Raw genomic sequence first — 20,763 nt, 5'->3', positions numbered from 1 at the left:
CGCCTATCACCATATAGTAATCTCTCCCCTTTTTCTGATGTTGTGCCTGTCCTTATGTCTAAAGCCAATCTAACCCATCATTTTTTAATCGCTGCCCCTGAGCTGTCCGACCCACGCTTTGAGCGCACGCTGATCTATATCTGCCGTCATGATAAGCATGGCGCATTGGGCTTGGCGGTCAATCGACCAATCGAGCACTCTAGCGTTGGCAAGTTGCTAGAGGATTTAGATATAGAGGTGAGCGACGCGCAAGTGATGGAAGATATGGCGTTGGATGGTGGTCCTATGTATCCTGAAATAGGTTTTGTGCTGCATACTGGTCAGCCGCAGTGGGCATCCTCGTTTGCGATTTCAGAAAACGTCTGCATCACCACCAGTCAAGATATCCTTGAACGTATTGGCGCCGCTCAAGGTATCGGGCATTACCATCTGTGCTTGGGGCATGCGAGCTGGGGTAAAAAACAACTGGACGAAGAGTTAAAGAATGGTGATTGGCTGGTGTGTCCGGCGGATTTGACCCTTTTATTTGATACGCCTTTTGAAAAGCGCTGGCAAGTGGCGGCTGAAAAAATTGGGGTGAATTTTGATTATTTAAGTAGTGACATTGGTCATGCATAGAAAAGCTAATGCTTAATATTGGTCACGTTTAATACAATGAGAATCTGTGTGGCTAAATAAAATTTAATCTAGTAAAAACTATTAAGTACATACATTGAACATAGGAAAAAGTCGCTACTATGACGATAGCAGACCGTAATACCATAACGGATATTGAAAGCGAAACGTTACCTATTGATAACGCTCAGCCAGTGCCAAAAGCGCATCTTATCTTGGGATTAGATTATGGCGTTAAGAAAATGGGCATGGCGCTGGGTAATAGTATTACCGAAACCGCACGTGCTTTTGATATTTTAGCGATGAATAATGGACAACCTGATTGGGATAATTTGCTGGGCATTATTCAAACGTGGGGCGTCACGACAGTAGTAGTGGGACTGCCGCTTAATATGGATGGCAGCAGCTCGATGCTATCAAAACGTGCGCATAAATTTGCCCGCCGCTTGGCGCATCGGTTGATGGAACAAGGCGTGCCTACCAGTGTGCTGCTATCTGATGAGCGCTTGACCTCAGTCGGTGCGCGTGAGCTGGCGTGGGAGCAAGGCTGGATTAAAAACGAGCGTGACCCGATTGATGATATCTCCGCCTGTATTTTATTATCTGCCTATTTTGCTGACCCAAGTTGTGCGCTACCGATTGATGCGATGAAAGCAGAATAAGCAAACATGGCTGGATAACTATCAGCATAGTTATACCATTCTTAATCATATTTATATAAAAGATGGCTGTTTGTTATGACCACTGCTCCAAACCAATCCTTACAAAATGCCTCGCAACATGGCTTTGCGCCGCTTGCCATTGCCCGTATTAAAGGCGCACAGCAAGCGAATACAATAGCTATTTATTTAATTTATGCCGCCATTATTGCCTTTATGGTCTTTGGTACGATTGCCAGTATTAAGATGTTTCATGACAACACGCTACTGTATCGCCTGTTTTTTAATTTGCCGTATGCACTGATTGGGCTCACTATTCCTATTACGCTATATGATGCATTTATTATTTATCGCTATCGGCTCAATCAAGCGTCGATGGTGAGAATGACAATTGGCGTTTCAACTATCGTATTGATTGGTGGCTTATTATTTGCCGATACCGCTTGGCTTGGGCTCTCTTGCTGGCTTGGCGTGGCGTTTTTATTTAAAGTCAGTTTTAAGCGGTTTTTTGATTTTTTGGCAGTATCGAATGAGCCTGAATCAGCTCCTCATGAAGAATAACTCATAAAGACTAGCTGGCAGTAATAAGCAAACTATTAACCTATTTTTAAACCATACAAAACGATGACTATGACTACTTTGACTCAAGATACGACTGTTAATCATCATCTAGACACGCAAGGGCTGATTTGTCCTGAACCAGTGATGATGCTGCATAAAACTATACGTCAAGCAGACGGCGGCCAGATTATCGAAATCCTTGCCACTGATCCAGCAACGACGCGTGACATTCCTAATTTTTGCCGTCATTTAGGACACACGCTTGTTCATCAAGAAACGCTGGATGACGCGCCAACGTATCGCTATTTGGTTAAGAAAAAAAGCGCTTAATAGCGGCTAGGGGCATCAGCAACATCTCATTCATAAGTTAAAGGTAGGTCGCGTGTTAGCAACAGAAAAGCAGTATGTGCAGTGGTTTGACAACGAAACGTTATGTCATGCGCGCTGGTTGTCTGAGAGTAATCAAGTGCCGCCTGCACGTATCGTTTTGGTCGACGATAAAACGAGTGCAGATGAAGCATATCGCTTGGCTTGCGCGGGCACATCAATGCTGTGGCACGGTGACTTTCAGAATGCGCGGCAATTATTACAAGCTCTCACGCGACGTATTGAGCGCAGTGAAAAGCGCAAAATGAGCAAAGTGGCTAATAAATTGAGTAAAGCTGCTGAGTCTGAACGCGCGGCTAAACCCTTAGCAGCATCTAACTTAGAAAATCCTAACTTAGTAACTTTGAATTTGGAAAGCTCTAAAGAAATACCCAATTTATTCCATCAGCAACGCCAAGCACAAGCTCAGCGTTCGCGCTTATTAAGTCGTTTATTGTTAGCGCTTGATGCCGGTTATGTCAGCCAGTTACGTCGCGCGCCCGATGTAAGCGCGGCATGTACGGCGGCGTTTGGTAAGCTAGATAAGCCGTGCTTGATTTCATTTCGTGACTTGCAAGGGGCGTTAGGCGCGGCAGGATGGCGTGCGAAAGGCGTGCCAATTACAAATTTAGGACTATCCATTTTTCCACATTATGGCGTGTTTGCCCCTACCCGTCATGAGTATGTGCAGTTATTGCTTGATGCACCTCTCCCTGATAAACATGATGTTGCCTTTGATATTGGTACGGGAACTGGTTTGCTGGCGATTATCTTAGCGCAGCGCGGTATAAAGCAGATAATCGCAACGGATTTGAATCCGCGTGCGTTGGCTTGTGCCAGCGATAACTTTGCACGTTTAGCCTTATCTACTGTGCAGTTGCAGCAAGCTGATTTGTTTCCGACTGACGCGCCATTGGCTCATCTGATTGTCTGTAATCCACCTTGGCTGCCTGCTAAACCAACTTCCCCATTAGAATATGCCGTCTACGACGCCAATAGCGCCATGTTACGTGGGTTTCTGCAAGGTGCAAAACAGCGCTTAGCTGAGCAAGGAGAGGTCTGGTTAATTCTGTCAGATTTAGCAGAACATTTGCAATTGCGCAGCCGTGAGGAATTATTAGGCTGGTTTACGGAGAGTGGTTTAAAAGTAAAATACCGTCTTGATACCACGCCTAAACACGGTCGCAGTCAAGACAATACTGACCCTCTATTTGCAGCACGCAATGCAGAAATCACCTCGTTATGGTGTTTAGTGCCTTTTGCTGATTGAAGTAATATCTAAATAGTACTTCAAGTATAAAAGCTGCCTAGCAAAATCTTATTAACGCTTTATTGATATTGTTAGAAGATCAAGTTAAGCAATAAACTTCTCAGTAAGTCAACTTATCTCATTCTGTTCTATAAAACTGCCGAGTATTGTCTTATGAGCCGTGATCGTGCCGTACAGCCGCGCCAACCAAAAGCGCTAGCCGTCGATGACGAACCGGCTTATATCACCGAATTTCGTCAAGCGATGCTCGCGCGTGGTCTAGCGACGCGTACCCGTAATGCTTATGTGCGCGACTTGCGCTCTTGTGAGCTGACCAACCGTAAAGCGCTAACGATTTGGCTGCCCGAAGATGTCCTGCATTGCTTGTCTATTCTTTCTAAAGATGGCAAAACCCCACGCACCCAAGCACGTATGCTTTCAAGCCTACGTCAGTTTTATCTGTGGATGATTGCTGGTAATCTACGCGAAGATAATCCATGCGAACGTATCAAAAGCCCAAAGCTTGGACGACCGTTACCGAAAGACTTATCCGAAGCCGATATTGATAATTTACTTGCCGCACCCGATAGCAGCACTGCGCTTGGACTGCGTGATAAAGCCATGCTTGAGGTGCTCTATGCTTGCGGTCTGCGTGTGAGCGAGCTGATTAACTTATCACTTGAACAAGTCAATCTCAATTCAGGCTGGCTACAGATTACAGGAAAAGGTAATAAAACCCGTTTAGTGCCATTAGGTGAATTCGCATCAGAAGCGTTAGAGGATTATCTCACGCATGGTCGTGGCGATTTAATTGCGCATCTAAAAGCGGGAAATTGCCAAGCGGTATTTTTGACCGCGCAAGGCGGTTATATGACGCGGCAAAACTTTTGGTATCTTATTAAGAAGTACGCCAAAGTTGCCAGTATTGATAAAGAATTATCACCCCACACCTTACGTCACGCTTTTGCTACCCATTTACTCAATCATGGCGCGGATCTTCGTAGCGTACAATTGTTATTAGGGCATAGTGATCTGTCCACCACTCAGATTTATACTCATGTGGCAACAGCGAGATTGCAGAAATTACATGCGGAGCATCATCCGAGAGGATAAGTTGTTGGCGTGTGGCGCGCCCTACTCCACTATCATTATGCTAGGGTTACGTGCTTGTATTTCTCGATAAAATTGCGGCTTATCTTTTGGTGATATTAATACTTCTTTGTTTTGATAATTTATTTCAAGCCTGTCTAATGAGAGCGCTGGCGCAGAAATAGAACTTCGACTTGGGGTAATATAAGTAATATCGGCAAGTTCAATACGCTGGGTAAAAAAACCATTATTTACGAGAAGCTGACTATCCGTTAACGTATATTTCGTACCAAAAAATGGCATAAGCATCAAAGCAATAAATGGTAAAAGAATAATCGTAAGCAGTATACTTTGGGCTAATGAACCGTTTTCATTCCGTTTCCATTGCCAAAATGGAATGGCAATTACTAGTAAACTGCTGCCCCAGAGCACCAACGCAATCCAAAAATCAACTTTGGATATAAATACAATGTCTGACATGATGTCACTTTAAGATTGATTAAGACGAACTTCAGTTTAGCATAGCCGAGTGATTTTTCATCCGTATCGCTGTATCACAATTTCTACCAATCCCTAGCTGCAAACCGCTCCTTTTCTCGTTACAATACCCGTCATAATATGTACGCTGTTTTATTCCATCGCGTACCGCCTTTTACTTATCCATTATTCGAGAAAACCATGAGCCATAGACCCCCTGCTGACCTATTAGAAAAAGCCAAACACTGGCGCGAAGATATTAATTTTCGTCAAGACGTACTGGGTAAGCCGTTTGATTTTGCCACCACGTGGGGTATTTTTTCACCGCAAAAGCTTGATGACGGTAGCCTCATGCTGCTTGATTATGTAGACTTTCAGCAAGACGATGATTCGATAGATTTGGGCTGCGGTTACGGCGTGCTCGGTATGACGGCAGCGCGCGAATGTCCGAACGGTCAGCATACTTTGATTGATAAAGACTTTATGGCGGTAGAATATGCGCGCCAAAATTGCGAAAAAAATGGTTTGTCTAATGTCGATGTGCACTTATCAAATGGTTTTAATCATGTCGATAAAGCAAAAGACTTTAGCCTTGTGATGTCAAACTTGCCCGCAAAAGTGGGTAAAGAGCAGCATTATCTCTATTTCTTAGATGCCCATGCGCGTATGCGTAAAGGCGGACGTTTTTATGTGGTGACAATTAATGGCTTGCGTCAATTTATGAAACGCTCATTTACCGAAGTATTTGGCAATAGCGAAAAGGTCAAACAAGGCAAAACGTATACCATTACTATGGCAACGAAAGATTAAAACTTAAGCTATTAATGAAGATTTAAGAGTAATAAAAAGCACGCTATATCTTCGAGATTTAGCGTGCTTTTTGTGGCTAATTATTTAGTATTACATCTGCCGTTTTATCAGATAACCACCTGCCGCGGTACTGGCGATAATGGGTAATAGCACCATCAGTAACGGTGAAAAACCAGTGGCGAGCGATATAAAACCGACCAAATCTTGCACATAGCTGAACAATAAACCGAATAATAGTGCCACCACGATACGCAAACCTAAACTGTGCGTACGGAGCGAGCCAAATACGAATGAGCACGCCACAATCACTAGCGATAAAATCGACAAGGGCGACAGCAACTTTTGCCAAAATGCCAGCTCATGCGTCAGAGAACGTTTGCCTTGTTGGCGCATAAATTGGCGATGCTCATAAAGTTGGGTAAGCGATAAATCTTCAGCTTGACGGGTAAGCAGATATACAGACTTTGGCGCAAAGGGCAGACTTATAATATCCGATGCGGTCGTAGATTGGCTGCTACCAAAGCCTTGATTGATACTTAAGGTGGTCATATTGCCCAACTGCCACTCGTAGCGATATTGCTCACTGGGACTAGCATTGTCGCTGGTGACCGCTTGGCGACCGGTATATTTACCACCTGTAGCATGAATTGCGGTTTGCAAATTGCCACTATTATCTAAATGCCAGCGTTTTATCTCACCAAGACTACCCTTCACATCAGCGTAGTCAATATACAGAATATCGCTGCCATCCGGCTGTACACTTGCTTCATCGGCATTATTATTAGTATTGTCATTTGAACTATTACTGTTAGTAGCAACAGTCTTAAAGCGCGGCTGTACCGTCCAATAACCGCGAACTGAGGTAACGAGCGAAGTGTTGTCTTCATTATTGATTTCATTGGCGCGCTGATTACTATAGGGCAGTACAAACTGATTGATTGCCAATGCCAGCAGCACAAATAACAAGGCCGGTTGTAATACCCAACCAACGATACGGTAAATACTCACGCCAGCCGCGCGCATGACCACCAGCTCACTTTTATTTGCCAGCAGACCCAAGCCCACTACTGCACCGAGTAGCGCCCCAGTCGGCATAAATTCTTCTAAAAAATAGGGCGAGCGATAAAAAATAAAGGCCAGCGCATCGGACATGGTGTAGCTGTCGCTTAGCGCATCCAGCTCAGATAAGTAAGAAAACAATACTTGCAGCGCCCACAGCCCAATCACAGCAGCGATAATGGCTAATAATGCATTGAGTTTTACATAGCGCCCCAGCACTTGTAAATTGGCGTTACCATTAACATTGATATTTGACGTTCGGGATTTAGGGAACAAAGAGCGCATGATTACTGCCCTCCTTGTGAATGCTGATTTGGATGCTCTACTGCTAATGCAGGGTCTTCTTTTAGACGCAAGCGCAAGCGATGTTGGATGCGACTACCCCAGTTCATATATAGTGCCAGTGTCATAAAACCAATAACAAGCCACGCATATGACCAAACGCTGACACTGCCTTTACTCACTGCATTTTTAAGTGAAATAACCCCCAGCGCACAGCTGACAAATAATAGAATCGATGGGAACAAACGTAACCAACGCCCTTGACGGGGACGAACTTGTGATAGCGGCACTGCGAGCATGGGCGCGATAATCATCAGCCACGGCAGCGCCAAGCGATAACCAAGCTCCCCTTGCGCGGCACGCATCGCATTGACGCTGCCTACCTCTGAGCCGCCAGTTGCCGCTCGCCACAATGGGACAATCGCTTGAGTTTCAATATTGTTCTCAGTCACCACTTCTTTTGGCGACTCTGACAACGTAATGCGATAGCGATCAAAGCCGACTTGATTATATTTTAAGCTGCCTGCACCCACTTCATAGCGCCGCCCTTGGAATAAGTCCAACTGAGTCACACCGCTGGCGCTGTTTTCTACTTGCTCGGCACGCTTGGCTAAGGTAATAATGTCCTTAGTAATTGCATCTTTACCGGCAGTCGCATTGATACCATCGATACGCTCGTTGATCGCTGTTGGTACACCATCGACTGGAAGCGTCTCATTAATGGCAGCTTGGGCTGCTTTATTGTCGGCATTACTATCTTTATTTGAGCCTGAACCCTTCGGCGCAGGCTGAGTTTGAATCAACACCACATCTTGCAGCTGAGTTTTATCGTCACTTAAGCTGCCCACATATAGATGATAATTGCCGTTACTGATAAATTCATTGGGGCGAATTAAATCAAACGCGCTGCTCAAAGCTTGCTGCTGCCAGATATTCTCTGCCGAGCGCACGCCCCACGGCTTGCCAACCATGGACAATGCTGCCTCACCGATAAACAATGCCAAAATTAAAGGCGTCATTAGCCGAGCAAGCTTACCGCGTGACATACCGCTACCATTAATTACCGCCATCTCTTGATCGACATACAGCCGACCAAAGACCAGCATCAGCGCAATAAAAAATGCCAATGGCAAAATAAGCTCTAAAAAGTAAGGTAAGTTATAGCCGATAATGGTAAACAATAAACTGATGTCTAAATTGCCTTCAGCGGCAATACCAAAGTAACGAATTAAGCGACCGCCTAGCATCAGCACCACCAAAAACCCCAATACCAAAGCAGTGGTCGAGGCAACCTGACGGGTCATATAGCGGCGTAATATCAAAATAGGCACTCTTAAAAGTTGGTCATTAGAAGATAAGTCGCAGAGATATACAGAAATTTTTGATAAGATTTCTGTATAGATTTTTCATGCAGCACGGGTGCACAAAATATAGTGCCATTAGCCTTCATTTCAGCCAATAGCAGGACTGCTAATGCTAGCATGTTTTTGTAATCAATGGCGGTGAAATGTGTTTGCAAACATTACCTAAGCCTTACACACTGCGCAGTTGTCCCCTGGTATGCTACACTAGCTCACACGCTCCATGAGCATAGACAATCAATTATAACGCTAAATAACGATAGACTTTATTATAGTCACCATTTTTAGTTTTCGTGTGGCAGACCTATCGTCAAAATGTTAATTCTGCTCTTAAAATTATATGCCCGTTGTCTACGGGTCAAAACAATGTCTTGTTAGTTTTATCAGTCTTATTACTCTTCTCGTCAATAAGGATAACCATATATGAATATTAATCTAACGCAAAATCTACCAGAAACGCATACTAAAAAAATGCTTAAAAAAGCCGCCAATGACAAAGACGCATCTTGCCTTGTTGTTTTGGTTGATGATAAGAAAAATATATTAGCGGCATCAGCGTTAACTGAGTATCAAACCCGTATTGAACAGTTGATTGACGTCTCACACTTTAAAGGTAAAGCATGCGAAACGGTTGCTGATTATGCTTTAGCGGGCGATAAGAAAACCACCAAGCAAAACCCAGTGCAACTGTTACTTGTCGGTGTTGGATGTGTGGATAAGCTGAGCAATGTTGTCCTGCAAAAAATTGCCACGACCATTTATCAAAGCACTCAAAAACGAATTGGGTCTATTACCGTAGCCTTAGGTGATGCTTTAGAAGAAGACGAGTTTGGTCAATTTGCCTTAAATTTATTGGCAGCAAGCTACCGTTTTGAGAAGTATAAATCTGAGCAATCCACGCCCGTATTAACCGATATCTATCTGCTTGCCGATGCCACATTACAGTCAACGTTGGATTTTGCTGAATCGGTATTTGCCGGTCAAAGTCTGACCCGTGATGTCGCTAATGAGCCAGGCAATATTTGCTTCCCAGCTTACATGGCAGAGCAAGCACAAGAATTAGCCAAAGCTTATCCTGACCTCTTAAAAGTGACGGTACTGGGCGAAAAAGAAATGGCTGCTTTAGGGATGGGCTGCTTTTTATCCGTATCACAAGGCTCTACCAAAGAAGGTCAATTGGTCATTCTAGAGTATCAAGGCAAATCTAAATTTAGCGCCACCGATGATACAAACACCGGTACTCAAAAAGTTAGCAATGCCGCAAAAGTAACCAGCGGTATAAAAGCTATCACCGATAAGCTTCCTCTTAAAGGCACTGGCAAAAAAGCAGATAAAAACGATGTGACTACCCAAGTAGCTCCTGACAATGCGCCAATCGTATTGGTTGGTAAAGGCGTGACCTTTGATTCAGGCGGTATCTCAATCAAACCGGGTGCGGCAATGGATGAGATGAAGTTTGATATGGGTGGCGCGGCTTCAGTATTGGGTACGATTAAAGCATTGTGCATATCGCGTCTGCCGATTAACGTGGTTGGTGCGCTGGCATGTGCTGAAAATATGCCATCAGGCGATGCGACGCGCCCTGGTGATATTGTGAAAGCGATGAACGGAAAATCGGTTGAAATCATGAATACCGATGCCGAAGGTCGCTTAGTATTAGCCGATACCTTATGCTACGTACAGCGTTATAACCCATCTGCCATCATTGATGTAGCAACGTTAACGGGCGCTTGTGTGGTGGCATTGGGTCATGTGCGCTCAGCAGTATTTAGTAATGATGAAGACGTGTTGTTTGCGTTAGAGAATGCCAGTGCTCAGTCAGGCGATTTGATTTGGCACATGCCGTTAGATGATGCCTATCAGCCACAAATAGACTCGCCGATTGCTGATATTCAAAACATTGGTGGTAAATCTGCTGGTGCTGTCACTGCCGCTTGCTTCTTAGCGCGTTTTATTGAAGATGGTCAAGCATGGGCGCATTTAGATATTGCTGGTACCGCATGGATCTCTGGCGCGGATAAAGCAGCAACCGGTCGCCCTGTACCATTATTTATGCAATATCTTAAAAACAGCGCAAATATGGCATAATCTATTAATAGAAACTAATTAATAAAAACTAATTAATGAAAACCAGTTTATGAATATTAGCTTTTATGTATTAAGCGAGAGTAAAGCCCAAGACAGCTTGGGCTTTACCTGTCAGCTGACGCAAACGGCGCTCAATAAAGGCACTCAATCGCTGCTTATTCTTACTGAGGATGAGACGATGCTTGACGTGCTTGATGATGCGCTGTGGGCGGATGAAGCGACCAGCTTTATTCCGCACCAGCGTTTGGTCACTGATGACATTATGACTGACCAAACAGCGTCAGCTGGAGCGCCCGTTTTTCTGGGTGCTTATTTACCAGCGAATTTTAATGGCATTATCATTAATCTCACGTCCCGTCCCATTACCGACTTTATGACCATAACCAACAATGCCACGCCGACACGGGTGCTTGAACTCATCAAACCCGATACCGCAAGCATGCAAGCAGGTCGCGATAACTATAAGCATTATCAACAATTGGGCTATGAACTAACCCATTTTAAAGTCTAGTTTCTTTATTATTTTATTGTTCTATATCTTAGTAGATTAATGAGTTTATTTACTTTATCCATCTCTTCCTTAACTTTGAATTTTCCCAATTCTCTTTTTCTAATATTACTCACTTAATTTTTTCTCAGAATACTTTTCTGTTTTTGAGATGGTCTGTTGTCGTCTTTGAGATGATGCGCCCATTCTATTACAGTAGGCGAATATCTGAAAAAATGCTACCATCCCCTGCTTATTATAGTATTGATATGATTCGACTTTCATGATTGATGTTTGTTGAATAAAACCAGTGATTAACTTAAGTAAAGGTGGGGTAATGCGTTCATTGATTGCGATGTACCAGCGAATAGGGCTAGTACCGCTGATTATTATTGGCTTAATATTAGGGGTGTTAATCGGTTGGCTGGCGCCCAATATTGGCATTGCCTTGGGCTTGCTCGGTACTTTATTTGTCGGGGCGTTGAAAGCGGTCGCACCAGTGTTGGTATTTGTGCTGGTCATGGCAGCGATTAGCCAGCATCGTAGTGGCAATGAGGTGTTCGTTAAGCCCGTCATTATTATGTATATGTTTGGCACCTTTTTGGCGGCACTGACAGCGGTAGTCGCAAGTATGTTATTTCCCACCAAACTGGTATTAATCAATGCCACGATTGAGCAAGTTCCGCCTGCTGACCTACAAGAAGTGCTGACCAATTTACTACTCAATTTGGTCGCCAATCCCGTCAATGCTATTGCCGAAGCCAACTATATCGGCATCTTGGCGTGGGCAATTATCATCGGCTTTGCACTCAAGCATGCCAGCGCTGCCACTCGCACGGTGGTCAGCGATTTTGCCGATGCCATCTCGCAAGTAGTCAAATGGGTGATTGCGTTAGCACCCTTTGGTATTTTGGGCTTGGTTGCTAATACCATCGCCGTTACTGGCTTTGAAGCACTAAACGGCTACGCGCGTTTGTTAATGGTATTAATCGGCTGTATGCTATTTATTGCCTTAGTTGCCAATCCTTTAATCGTGTTTGTAAAGACGAGAAGAAATCCGTATCCACTGGTATTTACCTGTTTACGTGAATCAGGAATCACGGCATTTTTTACCCGCAGCTCAGCGGCAAATATTCCAGTAAACATGAATCTAGCTGGTAAACTTGGTCTGCACGAAGACACTTATTCGGTGACTATTCCACTCGGTGCGACTATTAATATGGCAGGCGCGGCAATTACCATTAACGTATTAACACTGGCAGCAGCGCATACATTAGGCATCGAAGTGACCTTTGGTTCAGCATTATTATTAAGTATTGTGGCGACGATTAGCGCGTGCGGGGCGTCAGGTGTGGCGGGTGGCTCATTACTACTGATTCCGCTTGCCAGTAGCTTATTTAGCATTCCTAACGACATTGCCATGCAAGTGGTGGCGATTGGCTTTATCATCGGTGTGGTGCAAGACTCTGCTGAAACGGCACTGAATTCATCAACTGACGTCTTATTCACTGCGGCGGCTGATCCTAAATATGCGCGTTAATAACGTCCAATAGTTCGCAAACTATTATTTTTAACGATAAAAAAGGGCAATAGATGCCCTTTTTTGTTGCCTAGCTTTTATTACATTGCTTACCATTTTTAAAAGCATTGTCTATTTAAAAAATAAACCTATTTACTCTTCAATCTCAATCATTAGCGTCTGTCTGTCCCATTGACGTTTAAATTGACGTAGCTGCTCAATCTCATTCAATAAGTCTAGTATCAGCCCAAGCGCCGGCACACTGGCATCAAAATCTCGGCTCAGCCTTGCTGCACGGCGCACAGTGGTTAATTGGTAGCCGCTAAACTGTCTACTTTCAGGCACATCGTAATCGATAATACTTTCTTCAATCAAAGCCATAACCCATTGTGGTTCTTGCCCGCATGCCGCAACCAGCTCATCTAAGCTCATGACAATGTCGGTTAATTCAGGTGACTGTTTCATCATTATTATCCTCTTTTACGCTATATGTCATCTATCTTATGGTGGTTATCTCTATTTTAACTATTAAGGGTGGTGCTAAGAGTACCGCTAAAACTATTTAAAAAATACTTAGCGCTGAATCGTGCTATTAGCAAAGGCTTGTTTGAGCTGCTCATAGGCGGCTATCTCAGCATCCGTGATTACTTTTGGGTTAACAATAGTCAATGTTAAGTATAAATCTCCTACTTCTTTGGCAGGAATCCCTTTACCTTTAAGGCGTAAGTTGCTACCAGATTTGGTGTTTTTTGGGATAGTAACGCCTAAAGTACCAGCTGGCGTGGTAACGTTTATTTTGCCGCCAAGCGCGGCTTCCCACGGGGTAATATTGACAGTTTGATAAACGTTTGCGCCTTCTAGACGAATATTACTGGCATGAGTAATTTTGACTTTTAAGAACAAATCACCATTTTTACCGCTACCAGCACCTGCCGCGCCTTGTCCGGCTAGACGAATTTGTTTGCCATCAGTGATACCTTTTGGAATTTTGATTTTTAAAGTTTTATTATCGTAGCTGACATCGCCATTTATTTGACGAACCGGGACATTGAGTTTAATACTGTAATCATCACCGCTATACACCGATGCTAAATCGACATTAATCTCTGCATGTTGGTCTTGACCCTTGCTATCGTGACTACTAAAACCGCCACCAAATTGATCAAAGCCGCCCTGTTGCGAGCGCCCACCTGCTTGCCCGCGCGCGCCCCCAGAACCAAAGGCTGAGAAAATATCGTCAAAACGGAAACCGCCACCACCATACGCCTCGCCTTCGCCGAACTGATCCCTCATATCTTCCCAACGGAAGCCACCTTGCTGTTCACCGCCCGCTTGTCCGCCAAACCCGCCCTGACCCCCTTGACCACTGCGACCCACAAATGGGTTGGCAAGCATGGCATCATATTCAGCGCGCTTATCTTTGTCCCGTAGCGTTTCATAAGCATTATTAATTTCAGCAATTTTGACATCAGAGTCAGGCGCGCTACTGACATCGGGGTGATATTGTCGTACTAATTTACGATATTTTTTCTTAATATCGGCATCGCTGGCATCTTTTTTTACGCCAAGAATATCGTAATAGTTTTTTTCTGCCATTGTTGTTTTCCCTTTTGATTTGTTAAAAATTTTTTAATTATGGGGATAGTGCAATTTTTCAATATAATTTCTTAATAATAGGTGTCTGGCTGATATACAAATACTAATGGCATTACACAATAAAAAGGACTATTGAATGGATAGATTCTAGCACCATTGCTTTTTGAGAATTGTTGCGCCACTGTCAGCCAACTGCAAGTGACTGTCCTTTTGAACGCAAGGGTTTTTTACACAGCGGTAAGACCATGGCAAGCTTAGTCTTGTAAAATATGTATATTATTCATAGTCATAGGGAATATGAATAGCATAGGCAAGGGTATCTGTCTATCTTATTAATTACGTAAAGGTATTAAATGTCTTATTTTATAAAGTCCTTGGTGGTCACGTTGTCACTGTTGTTAACGACCAGCGTTTTTGCGGCTAACACCAGTTATTACGGTAGTAAATTCCATGGTAAACGCACGGCAAGTGGTAGCATTTTTAACATGAACTCTTTAACCGCTGCCCATAAAACCTTACCATTTGGCACCAAGGTACGTGTGACCAATAAAGAGACCAAAGAGAGTGTGATTGTAAAAATCACCGATAGAGGACCATATATCCGCGGACGGATATTGGATTTATCGAAAGCGGCTGCCAGTAGAATAGATTGTCAACTTTGTACCACTAGTATGAAGATATTGTCTTATGGCGATGGCAAATACCGCCGACAGTAGAATGACAAAAAGGGGAACGCAGTTGCGCTCCCCTTTTTTATGGGCTAAAAGTTAGTCTATCAGCTTTTTAATTACCTAATCTGACCATTAGAATTTTAGGAAATAATGATGTTTAAAGATGTATTTAGCTGAAAGTTTTATTCTCAACTAAGCAAACTTTGCTTCCATTTCTTCAAGCGTTGTCATCGCCAGCAATAGCTTTTCTTCGTTTTCACTATGCTGTTGCTGCTGCGCGGTTTGCTCATTCAGCAGCGCTAATAGATCTGCTTTTCGGCTCTCATCATACAACGTAGTATCGGCAAGCTTGTCCTCTAGCGTTGTCAGTTGAGTGTCAATTTTAGCCAACGCTTTTTCTGAATTCTCAATATCACGGCGAATAGGTGCAGTGAGCTTGCGCTGTTCGGCGGCAAGTTTGCGCTGATCTTCTTTACTTAACGATGATACAGCGGTTGCGCCACCATCTGATTTAGGATTTGCTAGTTTTTTTTTAGCGTGCTTATGATTATCAGGCTGAGAACCGTGATTTTCAGTATCAGTTTCACGTGAAACATCATCTTTATTCACGAATTTTTTCTTCGCTTTTTTATTCTTGCCTTTTTTATCAGCGCCTTTATCTGAGCTATTGGCTTCTTTACGCTTGTCAGAAAGCCATTTGCCATAATCGCTGATGTCGCCATCAAACTCATCGATTTGACCGTCATGCACGAGGAACAATTCATCACAGACGTTGGCAATCAGTTCGCGATCATGCGATACCAATACCACTGCGCCCTCAAAACCTTGCAATGCCATAGTTAAGGCTTGACGCATTTGTAAGTCTAAATGGTTGGTTGGCTCATCAAGTACCAGTACATTTGGACGCTGCCAAACAATCAAAGCTAAAGTTAAACGCGCACGCTCGCCACCAGAGAATAGCTCACTTGGGGTGTCAATACGTTCACCGCGAAAGTCAAAGCTGCCCAAAAATGAGCGTAATTCTGCGTCAGAGGTTTTACCCGCTAAGCGGCGCATCATTTCTAGCGGGGTAGCAGTAGCGTCTAAAGCATCCATTTGATGTTGATTAAAATAACCCAGTTTGAGCGTATCTGAGACATTATAGGTGCCAGATAATACTTTCAGCTCACCGACTAAGGCCTTAATCAAGGTTGATTTACCTGCGCCATTCATACCCAGTAGACCGATACGCGTATCTGGTGTCACTTGAATATTGGCGTTATGCAGCATCGGCGTATCGGTGTAGCCAATACCGGCATTGGTCAGTTCAATCAGCGGCGTGCTCATATTGGCAGGCTCATAAAACTGAAACGAGAACGGATTGTCCGCCATCATCGGTGATAGCTCAGCCATACGCTCAAGCTGTTTGATACGGCTTTGCGCTTGCTTCGCTTTACTGGCTTTGGCGCGGAAACGACGAATAAAATCATCTAAATGCGCCTTAGTCGCTTCTTGCTTCTCAAACGCTTGCTGCTGCTGTGCCATACGCTCATGACGGGTACGAATAAACTGTTGATAGTTACCGGTGTATAGCGTAATTTTCTTTTGCTCAACGTGCAAAATATGCCCAACGGTATTATCCAAAAAGGCTTGGTCATGTGAGATGACAATAACGAGACCGGTAAAGGCATTAATCCACGTCTCTAACCACAGAATGGCATCCAAGTCCAAATGGTTGGTTGGCTCATCCAGTAACATTAAGTCAGCACGGCTCATCAAGGTTTTAGCCAAGTTTAAACGCATACGCCAGCCGCCAGAAAAGCCTTCTACCGGCAGTTCATGTTGCCCAGTATTAAAGCCCAAACCCGCCATAATTTGTGCGGCTTTGGTTGGGGTACGATAACCGTCAATTTCGTCAAACTGCTGATGCAATATGCCAATTTGGTCATCACTAACCGTACTTAAATCACTTAAAGCAGCATTGATTTTATACCACTGTTCATCACCGCTCAGTACATAATCAATCGCCGTCTGCGCGCTTGCGCCCACTTCCTGCGCCATGTGCGCCACATGCCAGCTATCCGGAATACTCACTTCTCCGCGATCGACGGTAACTTCCGTATCACCTGTGCCCATCCGCGTTAATAACAAGGCAAATAAGGTTGATTTTCCGGTTCCGTTGTTGCCCGTCAAGCCTACTTTGTGACCTGGATGTAGCTGAAAGCTAGCACCAGCAAATAATTCACGACCATCACGGCGAACACCAACGTCTTTAAATTCGATCATAGGGTTTTTTCATCTCAAGGGTTTTGTAAAAAGTATCATTAACACTAATAAAAGGATAAGCAAAGCACGCACTACGCATACCAACTGCGCGCTATTATTTCAAACGCCCAACAGATAGGCAAACAATTAAATAAGTATTTCATAATTAAGCGATTAATGACGCTTAATAGTGGGCGATATCCACCGTTTACGCTGGATTTTTTATATCTACCTTATTTTTTACCCCAATGGCATCATTCTCTTTAAATAGCATCAGGGCACTTGACAAATCAATCATGACCCCAATTATGGTATACTAGCAAAACACTATTGACATCAATCACATAAGTACTAATACCCTTTGTATTAGTAAGGCATTTTTGTCTCATTAAAAGTCATTATTTAACAGTGACTCTATCATTATTATGAATATTTTTGAGCAATAGTGATCCTATTTTCCCAAACAATAACAACCAAAATATTCAATTTTAGCCATTGAGGTAGATATGAGCACAGCAACCAACCAATACAACCCCAGTGCCAGCCAGCCTGTAGATCCGACAGTATTGAACCTTACTGATAGCGCTGCGCAAAAAGTTCGCCGTTTGCGTGAAGAAGAAGGCGACAGTAACCTTATGCTACGTGTGTATGTCACAGGTGGCGGCTGTTCAGGTTTTTCTTATGGCTTTAACTTTGCCAATGAGTTAAATGAAGACGATGCTAATTTTGATAATAATGATGTGACTCTTGTGGTTGATTCGTTAAGTTATCAGTATTTACAAGGGTCGACCGTTGATTATACTGAAGGGCTAGAAGGCGCGCGTTTTATCGTCCAAAATCCGAATGCCACCACCACTTGTGGCTGTGGTTCATCGTTTTCGATTTAAATTTATTTTTAAACCACTACTTAAACTATAAATAGAAACACGTATTTTTTTAAAAGCATTTATCTAAGGGTAGATGCTTTTTTTATCTCAATATTTAGAAAACACCTAGTATGCATTTTTATCTTAAACCTTATGCTTAAAGTTCATAAAGATATGGACTATCAAAGGTTACTGGTTTTGTAATCGTGGATAGTTTTTAAATGGGCTTTGGGCTAAACTGACGGCATTACTGACTCTAAGTTTCAGTCACTTCTGAGCAAGTTTGCCCGTTTTTGCCCAGCCATAATGAATAACAATAGATGACTATTATGAGTAATTTTGCCCCAACCTTTGCTAATTTTGAAATCCCAAGCTGGTTTAACAGCGAGCTTTTAGTGGGCATGCTACGCGGCATCGAAAAAGAAGGTCTACGCGTACGACCCGACGGCTATCTGGCACAAACACCGCATCCGGCAAAGCTGGGCTCAAAACTGACTCACCCTTTTATCACCACTGACTATTCAGAGAGTCTACTTGAGCTCATTACTGACCCCAAAAAATCGCCAAAAGAGACGCTTAATATGTTGCGTCAGCTTCATGTTTTGGTTTATCAAGGTTTACCTGAAGACGAGCTGATGTGGCCGCTGTCCATGCCTTGTATGCTGTCATCGGACGATAAAGACATTCCGCTTGCCGATTATGGCAGCTCAAATACGGGCAAGCTTAAAACCTTATACCGTAGCGGACTGGGTATTCGTTATGGTCGCCGGATGCAAACTATTGCAGGGTTGCACTACAATTTATCTTTTGGCGATACGCTGTTTGCCGCATGGCAAGCGCATACGTTGCAAGTGCAAACGGACAAGCAAGCAGAAGCGCAATCCCTTGCCGATTTTAAAAACGCAAAGTACTTAGGTCTGATTCGTAACTTTAAACGTCTGACCAGTTTAGTCTTGTATTTACTAGGAGCAAGCCCAAGCGTTTGCCCGTGCTTCCTTGCGGGTCGCGAGCATGATCTAGAGCTGCTAAACGATGCCACCTATTATAAGCCTGCGGCTACCAGTCTACGTATGGGTAAACTTGGCTATACCAATAGTGTGCAAGAGCATCTTGATATCCGCTATAACTACCTGCCAGAATATGTCGCCGGTCTGCGCCGCGCTATTCAAACGCCACATGAGAGCTTCCAAAAACTGGGCTTAAATGATGAGGCGGGCAACCCGATTCAAATTAATGATCATATTCTACAAATAGAAAATGAATACTATAGCCCTATTCGCCCTAAACAAATCGCTGCCAGTGGTGAAACGCCAACTGAGGCATTGGAGCGCCGTGGTATTGCCTATGTTGAATTTCGCGCAATTGATTTAGATCCTTATAGTGATGTTGGTATACGCTTATCGAGCTCTTGTTTTTTAGAGGTGATGGCGCTTTATTGTCTGCTTAATGACTCTCCTGATTTGTTGCCTATAGAAGAAGAAGAGCTAGCAGTTAATCTTGAGCGTGTGGTCAATGAAGGTCGCGTTAATGGCTTAAATATTTTGAATAATGGTATTGAGCAACCTCTGCAAAGCTGGATGCTTGAGCATTTAGAAGGTATGCGCCCATTAGCAGGATTGCTTGATGCACATTATGGCGGCAACGATTATCGGGCGGCGGTAGCATTGATGCAAGGCAAAGCGGGTCATTCGGAGTCGACTATTTCAGCGCAAGTGAACGCAGATAGTGAACGCTTAGGCAGCTTGTGGCAGCTTGGCTTTACCTTAGCCCAGCAGCACCGTGATTCACTATTACAGCAAACGCTTAGCCCAAATACTCAGGCAAAGTATGAAGTACTGGCAGAAAAATCCATATTACAGCAAGAAGAACTTGAAGCAGCTGAAACCGAAGATTTTATGAAGTACCTACAGCAATATCGCTAATCGTTAAGGGTGTTTAAGCCTTATGAGTCAATCAATCCATTATCCGTAAATCAGATTGATCATGATGCCTTTAAAAGTAAAACTTGATTTTTAATCTCATAATATTCTGCCAAACCCATTTATAAGAGTAATTGCCCGATGCAACGATTGACCACTTATCGTTATTTACAGCTGTTTTTGGTATTCATGTCTGTACTTGGGATGAGTTTTGCACTGTTGTTTTTACAGCGCTATATGGGCTTTACCCCTTGTCCGCTCTGTATCTTCCAACGTATTGGGTTGATGGTAATGGGCGGTTTTGCCTTGATAGCTGCATTGTGGCATCCCAAATCTACTCTTATCAAATTGGGCTTATGGCTTGGTAGTCTGCTAGGTATTGTATGGGCAACTGGAGTGGCAGCGCGGCACGTTTGGCTACAGCATTTACCCGCTGATCAAGTGCCGTCATGTGGTCCGGGTTTGGATTACTGGATAGATACCTTACCGATGCAGCAAGTGCTTAACGAAGTTTTGGCAGGCTCTGGCGAATGTGCCTCGGTTGAATGGCGTTTTTTAGGCATGAGTATTCCTGAACAGTCACTGATATTTTTTAGTGTGTTATTGCTGGTTCATGGATTGCTACTTTGGCGTATTTTGCGCCCGCAACCAACCACGCGCTAATAAAATTATTTATTATTAAGATAACTTAATCACTATTTTTTTCCTTAATCTGGCTTTATAGCGTCATCACTTTTTTATTCCCTTCTCCCATATGATTTCTCATTAATATTTCTTTAATCACTAACTGGCTGGTCTATTTAGTTAGTGGTTTGCATACCCTTGTCATGATAATGTCATAATGA

General features: G+C 43.5%; 20 protein-coding genes. 14 read left to right on the top strand and 6 right to left on the bottom strand.

Features of this window, described 5'->3' with window-relative positions; translation table 11 throughout:
• Nucleotides 1-54: 54 nt before the first annotated feature.
• From H2245_RS03075 to xerD, 6 genes are all read left to right on the top strand, one after another.
• Complete coding sequence (locus H2245_RS03075) at nt 55-618, top strand: YqgE/AlgH family protein (RefSeq protein WP_182405801.1); 564 nt, start codon at nt 55-57, stop codon at nt 616-618.
• Between the two features lie 119 nt (nt 619-737).
• The gene (ruvX, locus tag H2245_RS03070; protein ID WP_182405799.1) at nt 738-1,277 is read left to right on the top strand and encodes a Holliday junction resolvase RuvX; all 540 of its coding nucleotides are present in this window, start codon (nt 738-740) and stop codon (nt 1,275-1,277) included.
• Between the two features lie 75 nt (nt 1,278-1,352).
• A complete protein-coding gene (locus tag H2245_RS03065; RefSeq protein WP_182405797.1) occupies nt 1,353-1,835 on the top strand; it encodes a hypothetical protein in 483 nt (160 codons plus the stop codon).
• 69 nt (nt 1,836-1,904) lie between these two features.
• Nucleotides 1,905-2,165, top strand: a complete 261-nt coding sequence (gene tusA / locus H2245_RS03060) for a sulfurtransferase TusA (protein WP_182405795.1) — start codon at nt 1,905-1,907, stop codon at nt 2,163-2,165.
• 52 nt (nt 2,166-2,217) lie between these two features.
• Nucleotides 2,218-3,471 carry a class I SAM-dependent methyltransferase gene (locus tag H2245_RS03055; protein WP_182405793.1) on the top strand — a complete coding sequence of 418 codons (1,254 nt, stop codon included), beginning with the start codon at nt 2,218-2,220 and terminating at the stop codon, nt 3,469-3,471.
• A 153-nt stretch (nt 3,472-3,624) separates the two neighbouring features.
• The gene (gene xerD / locus H2245_RS03050; protein WP_182405791.1) at nt 3,625-4,563 is read left to right on the top strand and encodes a site-specific tyrosine recombinase XerD; all 939 of its coding nucleotides are present in this window, start codon (nt 3,625-3,627) and stop codon (nt 4,561-4,563) included.
• Nucleotides 4,564-4,584: 21 nt separating this feature from the next.
• On the opposite strand, the gene H2245_RS03045 is transcribed toward xerD, so the two are convergent.
• Nucleotides 4,585-5,019 carry a PH domain-containing protein gene (locus tag H2245_RS03045; protein WP_182405789.1) on the bottom strand — a complete coding sequence of 145 codons (435 nt, stop codon included), beginning with the start codon at nt 5,017-5,019 and terminating at the stop codon, nt 4,585-4,587.
• A 198-nt stretch (nt 5,020-5,217) separates the two neighbouring features.
• Between H2245_RS03045 and H2245_RS03040 the strand changes: the two genes are divergently transcribed.
• Nucleotides 5,218-5,826: a class I SAM-dependent methyltransferase gene (locus tag H2245_RS03040; RefSeq protein ID WP_182405787.1), complete on the top strand. Its 609-nt coding sequence runs from the start codon at nt 5,218-5,220 to the stop codon at nt 5,824-5,826.
• Between the two features lie 90 nt (nt 5,827-5,916).
• On the opposite strand, the gene lptG is transcribed toward H2245_RS03040, so the two are convergent.
• Together lptG and lptF are read right to left on the bottom strand one after the other, a co-directional pair.
• Entirely contained in the window at nt 5,917-7,170 is a 1,254-nt protein-coding gene (lptG, locus tag H2245_RS03035) for an LPS export ABC transporter permease LptG (protein ID WP_182405785.1), read from the bottom strand.
• A 2-nt stretch (nt 7,171-7,172) separates the two neighbouring features.
• Nucleotides 7,173-8,489, bottom strand: coding sequence for an LPS export ABC transporter permease LptF (gene lptF, locus H2245_RS03030; protein WP_404944652.1), 1,317 nt, complete (start codon nt 8,487-8,489; stop codon nt 7,173-7,175).
• 462 nt (nt 8,490-8,951) lie between these two features.
• Between lptF and H2245_RS03025 the strand changes: the two genes are divergently transcribed.
• The 3 genes from H2245_RS03025 (at nt 8,952) to sstT (ending at nt 12,643) form a co-directional block, all read left to right on the top strand.
• A complete protein-coding gene (locus tag H2245_RS03025; protein ID WP_182405783.1) occupies nt 8,952-10,616 on the top strand; it encodes a leucyl aminopeptidase in 1,665 nt (554 codons plus the stop codon).
• Between the two features lie 49 nt (nt 10,617-10,665).
• Nucleotides 10,666-11,127 (top strand): DNA polymerase III subunit chi, encoded by a 462-nt coding sequence (locus tag H2245_RS03020; RefSeq protein ID WP_182405781.1) that lies wholly within the window; start codon nt 10,666-10,668, stop codon nt 11,125-11,127.
• 313 nt (nt 11,128-11,440) lie between these two features.
• Nucleotides 11,441-12,643, top strand: a complete 1,203-nt coding sequence (sstT, locus tag H2245_RS03015; RefSeq protein ID WP_182405779.1) for a serine/threonine transporter SstT — start codon at nt 11,441-11,443, stop codon at nt 12,641-12,643.
• 132 nt (nt 12,644-12,775) lie between these two features.
• Here sstT and H2245_RS03010 read toward each other — a convergent pair whose 3' ends face one another.
• The gene (locus tag H2245_RS03010) at nt 12,776-13,087 is read right to left on the bottom strand and encodes a chaperone modulator CbpM (RefSeq protein WP_182406228.1); all 312 of its coding nucleotides are present in this window, start codon (nt 13,085-13,087) and stop codon (nt 12,776-12,778) included.
• A gap of 108 nt (nt 13,088-13,195) precedes the next feature.
• Complete coding sequence (locus H2245_RS03005) at nt 13,196-14,218, bottom strand: DnaJ C-terminal domain-containing protein (protein ID WP_182405778.1); 1,023 nt, start codon at nt 14,216-14,218, stop codon at nt 13,196-13,198.
• A 353-nt stretch (nt 14,219-14,571) separates the two neighbouring features.
• On the opposite strand from H2245_RS03005, the gene H2245_RS03000 reads away from it, so the two are divergent.
• Nucleotides 14,572-14,934, top strand: coding sequence for a septal ring lytic transglycosylase RlpA family protein (locus tag H2245_RS03000; RefSeq protein ID WP_182405776.1), 363 nt, complete (start codon nt 14,572-14,574; stop codon nt 14,932-14,934).
• A 147-nt stretch (nt 14,935-15,081) separates the two neighbouring features.
• On the opposite strand, the gene H2245_RS02995 is transcribed toward H2245_RS03000, so the two are convergent.
• A complete protein-coding gene (locus H2245_RS02995) occupies nt 15,082-17,154 on the bottom strand; it encodes an ATP-binding cassette domain-containing protein (protein WP_182405774.1) in 2,073 nt (690 codons plus the stop codon).
• 485 nt (nt 17,155-17,639) lie between these two features.
• Between H2245_RS02995 and erpA the strand changes: the two genes are divergently transcribed.
• The 3 genes from erpA to H2245_RS02980 all read left to right on the top strand — a co-directional run bounded on the left by erpA (nt 17,640) and on the right by H2245_RS02980 (nt 20,581).
• A complete protein-coding gene (gene erpA, locus H2245_RS02990) occupies nt 17,640-18,020 on the top strand; it encodes an iron-sulfur cluster insertion protein ErpA (RefSeq protein WP_259365060.1) in 381 nt (126 codons plus the stop codon).
• Between the two features lie 308 nt (nt 18,021-18,328).
• A complete protein-coding gene (gene gshA / locus H2245_RS02985; RefSeq protein WP_259365059.1) occupies nt 18,329-19,921 on the top strand; it encodes a glutamate--cysteine ligase in 1,593 nt (530 codons plus the stop codon).
• Nucleotides 19,922-20,059: 138 nt separating this feature from the next.
• Nucleotides 20,060-20,581: a disulfide bond formation protein B gene (locus H2245_RS02980; protein ID WP_182405771.1), complete on the top strand. Its 522-nt coding sequence runs from the start codon at nt 20,060-20,062 to the stop codon at nt 20,579-20,581.
• The last annotated feature ends 182 nt before the right edge of the window (nt 20,582-20,763 follow it).

It is taken from the genome of Psychrobacter sp. GP33, assembly GCF_014119005.1.
GTDB lineage: Bacteria > Pseudomonadota > Gammaproteobacteria > Pseudomonadales > Moraxellaceae > Psychrobacter.
The sequence above is the reverse complement of the archived record's forward strand: the minus strand, read 5'-3'. Positions and strand labels throughout refer to the sequence as shown.